Source organism: Nostoc sp. UCD121, from assembly GCF_014222285.1.
Lineage (GTDB): Bacteria > Cyanobacteriota > Cyanobacteriia > Cyanobacteriales > Nostocaceae > Nostoc.
Window position 1 is genome coordinate 1 of the sequence record NZ_JACKZS010000315.1, and the last position, 5950, is coordinate 5950.

The 5950-nt window shown below is 37.3% G+C and carries 7 protein-coding genes; all 7 read right to left on the reverse strand.

All coding sequences use genetic code 11. The features are described 5' to 3' along the window. Positions 1-644: strawberry notch family protein (locus GNF10_RS39120; RefSeq protein ID WP_260446371.1), on the reverse strand; the 644-nt coding region annotated here is incomplete at its 3' end. Then, entirely contained in the window at positions 587-1327 is a 741-nt protein-coding gene (locus GNF10_RS39125; protein ID WP_311774262.1) for a strawberry notch family protein, read from the reverse strand. The genes GNF10_RS39125 and GNF10_RS39120, both read right to left, overlap by 58 nt. Before the next feature lie 243 nt (positions 1328-1570). Further along, positions 1571-1942: a hypothetical protein gene (locus tag GNF10_RS34260; protein ID WP_185582607.1), complete on the reverse strand. Its 372-nt coding sequence runs from the start codon at positions 1940-1942 to the stop codon at positions 1571-1573. 120 nt (positions 1943-2062) lie between these two features. Then, on the reverse strand, positions 2063-3985 hold the full coding sequence (locus tag GNF10_RS34265) for a hypothetical protein (protein ID WP_185582605.1): 1923 nt from the start codon (positions 3983-3985) through the stop codon (positions 2063-2065). Further along, a complete protein-coding gene (locus tag GNF10_RS34270) occupies positions 3982-4281 on the reverse strand; it encodes a GIY-YIG nuclease family protein (RefSeq protein ID WP_260446372.1) in 300 nt (99 codons plus the stop codon). The genes GNF10_RS34265 and GNF10_RS34270 overlap by 4 nt, the downstream gene beginning before the upstream one ends. After that, positions 4250-4633: a helix-turn-helix transcriptional regulator gene (locus tag GNF10_RS34275; RefSeq protein WP_185582602.1), complete on the reverse strand. Its 384-nt coding sequence runs from the start codon at positions 4631-4633 to the stop codon at positions 4250-4252. Before GNF10_RS34275 ends, GNF10_RS34270 begins: the two co-directional genes overlap by 32 nt. A gap of 11 nt (positions 4634-4644) precedes the next feature. Beyond that, complete coding sequence (locus tag GNF10_RS34280) at positions 4645-5775, reverse strand: tyrosine-type recombinase/integrase (protein ID WP_185607402.1); 1131 nt, start codon at positions 5773-5775, stop codon at positions 4645-4647. Between the last annotated feature and the right edge of the window lie 175 nt (positions 5776-5950).

The following is a 5950-nucleotide window of genomic DNA, read 5'->3' on the forward strand; positions in this document are numbered from 1 at the left end:
TTGTTACCGAAATGCCACAGCAGTTGTTCTAATGCACCAGGAATTGGATCAAGGCTGGCGAGTTTGTCTACTAAGGCATCTCTCAAAGCCACAGCTTTAGATGAAACAATCGGTGAACCATCAGCATCAAAGGCTGGTTCGGAGCGTTCGTCTCCATCAACGCCTGAGTGAATCTCATGCAGATGTATGGGAAAGGCACTTACTAAGTAGTCAAGAACATACTCCCGTGGTGTTAAATCAAGGTTCAAATCCTGCCATTCTTCGGGTGCAACTTCATTGAGTCGGCGTTTGAGTAATTCTTCATTGGTGGAAACTATTTGGATTACAACAGCATTGCCTTGGGCTAAATCATTCTCAATTGCTTTAATTAACTGTGGGCATTTCATGCTAGTTAATAAATGATTGAAGAATCTTTGCTTATGCGATTCAAACTGAGACATGGCAGACATTTTAGCAGCACGATTGTATGTTTTCGCACCAGTGATGTTGCAGGCTTCTAAAGCTTTATGCAAGTTATTATGGATAATTTGAAAAGCGTCTGCATAACTGTCATAGATACGTTCTTGAGTAGGAGTGAGTTCGATTTCTAACATCTCATACTCCACACCATCGAAGGAAAGCGATCGCGCCAGATACAGTCCCAAAGCCTTTCTAACATCTCATACTCCACACCATCGAAGGAAAGCGATCGCGCCAGATACAGTCCCAAAGCCTTGAGATCCCTGGCGACCACTTCCATCGCGGCGATACCACCGCCCTCAATGGATTCCACAAAATCTTCACGGGAGGTAAACGGGAAATCCCCAGTCTGCCAAAGTCCCAGGCGATTGGCGTATGAGAGATTTGAGACTTTAGTTGCACCAGTCGCAGAGACATAGACAACCCGTGCCTGCGGTAATGCGTTTTGCAACCTCAGCCCAACAACGCCTTGCTGGGATGCTGCAACCATACCGAGTTTACCCTCTTGAGCCATTGCGTTACCCATCGCGTGGCACTCATCGAATGCGATCGCTCCCTCAAAGTCCTTGCCTGCCCATTCAACAATTTGCTTAAGCCGACTTTTGCCGTTCTTTTGAGAACGTAGAGTTGAGTATGTGCAGAATAGGATGCCTTGGGTGAAAGGGATGGGGTCGCCAAGTTTGATGTTGCTCAGGTCAATGATATCTTTTTCACTACCTCCGAGCGCACACCAATCTCTACGTGCGTCCTCAATAAGAGCAGAACTCTTTGATACCCAAATGGCTTTTCTTCGTTCCTGACACCAGTTGTCGAGGATGATTCCTGCACATTGTCTTCCTTTCCCCGCACCTGTCCCATCGCCTAAGATATTCTCTGATGTTTTAAGTTTTTTTTGAGCTAATGAAGTAAAAGTACCCGTTTTTAGCTATAAACTTTAGCGTAACCAGCACAAATATAACAAAAGCAAGGCTAGATTCGAGCCTATATTTATGCAGCTTATACTAACACTATATTTTTGTGAATTATCGAAGATATTGAACATTCAACATAATATTGGATGAGAAATTAGCAAGCTCAAGCCTAATAGCATAGCTTTATTTTATAAAACTATCTATGGGCAATCTTCACCTGAAATTTTGCTAAATAACAAACGATTTCTTGTTATCCATTCGCCCCCACTTTCATGAATAAGGAAAGTTTTAATAAATTGCTCTAAAGTAGTAAGCTTGTCAAAGTTAACATCACAAGTGTATTTTATTCCAAACTTATCTATTACATAAAGTTGATATTGTATTTTAGTTTGATATGTCCACCCACATTTATATAGTAAAGAATGATTGCTTCGGTACTCATGTAAAGCTTCATTGATCATAGTAGCTATTTCAGACTTGCTTGCGTACCAAGTTATTAACTCTGGTTCTAACCCTAAGTCATTAGATAGGAGAAAAAAACTTTCAAAAATCTTGTTTAGTGGCTTTTTCATTTGCTGTCAATTGTATATTATTTGCATTTATAAAGAAGTAAGACTTATCTAAATTAAGCAAAACTTATAGGATAAAAGACAAGAACTTGTGTTAAATACGTAAACTTCAGAAAATAATACTCATGAATACGATTGCATAGGGTTTATTACTTCTCTATCTCCCCAACTGTAGAAGAATGCCTGTTGTTCTCCCCATCCCATCCATTCTAAAATCCCTCCTCCAGCACGGTCAGCAAACATAACAGCTGCTGTAATCCGTAAAGTCTTAATATTACATTGAGCATTAATAGTACGCAGACATACTTTTTTAACAACATTATAAATAAAGCGAGTACTAACAGGTTTCAAATGACGAGACTTATGGTTAGGTGCAATTATAAGAAATTGATTATTAAGATTTTTAAGCTGTTGTAAACGTTGAGCCTCGAAACGTTCTAACAGAGGTTTTAGCCATTGACTTGCAGCTGAAGAAAACTTCAATTGTTCACTTACCCTACCTGACGAAACTTTACCTTTAGATACAGGAGGTTTTGGAACTACGATATAATAGGTTTCAGCAAGTGACAAACGATAAATATCTTTATTTAAATAAATTAAATCTGTGATTTTAGCATGACGTAATTCCCAATTAGTAAGAGCATGGAATATTATTAAATATAAAATTAAAGCTTCAGTAGGGTCAGACTGAGGATTAATAATAAAATTGCTTAGTTTCTGAATTACTTCAAAAGGGTAATGACTAATTTTCGGGGCAGGAGCTTTGATTGTACCTTGAACAGGGTTACTAATAACTAATTTATGAATTTTGGCCCAATCAAAAAAGATTCTTAATTGACCTTTAATATGGCGTAATGCATCGTTATCAAACCGGGGGACTTGAAATAAATTTCCATGTATTCCACAGTAATTACACTTTTTATCAGCTAATTTTTCGTAAATATTGGAGCTGAATGATGTTTGACATTGGCTACATTGCCACTGCCAGTAGAGGGATTTCAAATATTCTTTAATATGACAAGGTTGAATTAAACTTAGAGATGTTAACTGATGTTGAAAGCACCAAGTCCAGAAATCCCCTAAATTTCTTACATAATGATGAATACTTGAAGGGCGGTTTTTTCGTTTTTGAAGCCAAATAATAAACGAACGTAAAAGTGATTGTATTTCTTGAGGTATATTTTCAAGGCTTCTTAATATACTTTTATTTTTACAATAGCTTTCAAAGTCTTCTAATTGACCCTTGGCAACTAATATATGGCCAAGGTCAAGTAAGCGTGATCTAAGTAATTTAGAACGATGACGGCTTTGAGTAGAATTTAAATCTGGCATAAATTCTTCAATAGCTTCCCAAGTTAGAGGTTCAGGAAGTGGATGGGTTTGTAAAAGCTTCCCCAACAGTCTAATACTTTGCTTATAACGCTCAGTAACTTTGTCCCAGTCTATAGTTTTAACAAGAAGGTCAAATAGCCTCTTATTATATAGATAAGGGGTTTGAAAATGTTTTACGTAATCTTCTAACAATCTAGAAGCAGCTATTTCAGCATCACATCTTTTACAGAGGTATTCTGCTTTGTGTTTGTCTATTTTGTAAATAACTTTATACTGACTACACTTACTACAAAAATCGTATCCATTCCGCTCTTTAATAAAACATGAGTGGCAAATAGGACGGCTAGTTAAAACAGAGTGGACTGTTTTACTGCATACAGAACATATAACTTGAATCTGTTTTAGTTTTTCGTGGTCACGTCGATCTACAGCTTTGCAGCAAGGTTCACAGAGCCAACGATGAGTATCATGTATGATTTTAGTTTTATTGCATCGGCTGCATATTGCTAAAGGTTTACTTAGCGTTTTAGTGCAACGTAGACATAGAATAGTTTCTGAAGTAATGTTATGTGTCATGTAACCACAATTTTGGCAAGGTAGACTATGTTCCTTGCGATGACACCTACTGCAAATATTACGGCTTTTTAAAAATGATTTAGCTTGACGACCGCAAACTTCGCAAGTAACTTCCTGATATAGCTTGTGTTGTTTCATAAAACATTTGATAAAGACACAGCTGTTTGCTTTGATGCCAGTACCAGTTTTTGTTCTGGAGATAAGTGCTTGAGAGAACGTTCCATTCTTATTGCTTCTGCTCTACTGGTGAAAGACCAAGTAGCTACTAAAGTTAAAGGTCTGTTAATACGTGTATAGCGTCCTCCTCGGCCTGCATTATGAGCAGCAATTCGCTTCTCTACATTTTGGCTGTAACCAACGTAAAGTGTTCCATTTGCACAACAGGCAAGATAAACATAGAATTTAGCTAATTGATTTTTTTTCATCAGAGTCATTAATATATTTATGGGGATTAGGAAAAATACTATTTTCTTTGGATTGAGAATTTTGTTTTCCTCCATAAAGCTGTACTGGTTCACTTCCAACTTCTTTAAGCCATTTTTGCTGCTCTTGTGGAGAATCTGGAATAATATCAAAAAAATCGCTAATTTTGCAGTTTAAGGCATTACACAACGCTTGAATTGTTTTACATCTAATACTACTTGGTTCGTTATTAATAAGAGTAGAAATTGCTTGTAAAGATAATTTTACTCCTGCTTTCTCTTCGATTAACTTTTGTAAGTCTATTGGACGATAAATGTCATGGTTAACAGCTAACCATTTTTTAAGATTCCAAATCACTGGCATATAAGGCTTCCTTAGATAGAATGAAGCGTTAGCTCATTTATCATATTATCAATCGCTTCTTCGTATCTTTGTTTGCTTGGTTTAACATAACGCTGCAAGGTACTGGGATTAATATGTCCCATTAAATCCATCAATACCCAAATATCACCTGGTCGTTTTTCCATGTAGTTAGTAGCAAAGGATTTTCTCAAACTGTGCCAAGCGAATTTTGGAGGTAAATCTAAACCTGTTTTTCTAGCTTGTTCAACTATTTTATTGAGAGCAGACCACATTTGCTGATAAGAAATTAGTTCTCCTCTCTCCGTTAAAAAAAGTGTGGTATTTATTTCTGAATTGGGTAAATAAGGTCTTATTTGTCGTTCATAAATAGCTAGAGTATCCTTAGCTAACGGTGTCATAATAGTCTTTCTAATTCGTTTACCAGAACCTTTAAACCCTTTTCCATGTCTGGTTTGAATCCGATTTTTTTCATAAAACAAATCTCTATGAATATCTAAATGTCTAATTTCATCAGCACGTAATCCGCTTTCCCCTGCTATCACAACCATCGTGTAATCTCTAGAAGCAGTTATCTTTTTTTGATTACTGCTGAGATATTCTGTGCGAATGAAATCGTAAAAATTTATGAGTTGTTGACCTGTTAGGACAAAGCCTTCGTTCTCATGATCAATAACATGATGTGGATAGTCATATTCTGAGACAGGCTGCTCAAGTCGTCCATACTTCGCAATAATAGATTGTCCAGCTGTCCCTGGAATATAAGGAAATTCTAGAACGTATCCAAAAAATCTGCGTAATTGTCCTAAATAAGTACGAATCGTTTGGGATTTAAGTTGCATAGCAACCAAGCCCTTACTAAAGGCTATTATTCGTTCTCTGCCTCTCACGGCTTCCATAGCCTCCCAAACCATCAGAGGTCGATAACCCTCTGGGTGGTTATTATCTGGAACTGGATAATTCTCAAACCAGCCTTCTAAAAATTGACGGTCGCTCTCTAGAGTAGCTGGGCTATGATTGCGAGTTAGATGCGTATCTAAATATCCGTAAAGAATAGCTTGATGATCTTCTAGCTGTTCCGAAAACGGAATCGGGCGAATAGCTACCGGAAAGCTATGGACAATAGCAAGGTGTGGACGACTCATACTTAGCCAGCCATCTTTCTTGTATTTGAAGTATTTAAAACTAGCTCAATGCTATCATGCAAAACTTGCTTAACTCAAGCAAAACTTGATTAAGTTACAAAAGTTAGCGTAGGTAGGAAGCCAAAGTGATTTTTAATGGGTAGAAAACTTTAGAATTCTCCAGTAACCAGCCACG

Bases quoted from the DNA above. Each gene is read 5' to 3' on its own strand.
- GNF10_RS34260 (WP_185582607.1), bottom strand. From the start codon at position 1,942: ATGAAAAAGCCACTAAACAAGATTTTTGAAAGTTTTTTTCTCCTATCT.
- GNF10_RS34265 (WP_185582605.1), bottom strand. From the start codon at position 3,985: ATGAAACAACACAAGCTATATCAGGAAGTTACTTGCGAAGTTTGCGGT.
- GNF10_RS34270 (WP_260446372.1), bottom strand. From the start codon at position 4,281: ATGACTCTGATGAAAAAAAATCAATTAGCTAAATTCTATGTTTATCTT.
- GNF10_RS34275 (WP_185582602.1), bottom strand. From the start codon at position 4,633: ATGCCAGTGATTTGGAATCTTAAAAAATGGTTAGCTGTTAACCATGAC.
- GNF10_RS34280 (WP_185607402.1), bottom strand. From the start codon at position 5,775: ATGAGTCGTCCACACCTTGCTATTGTCCATAGCTTTCCGGTAGCTATT.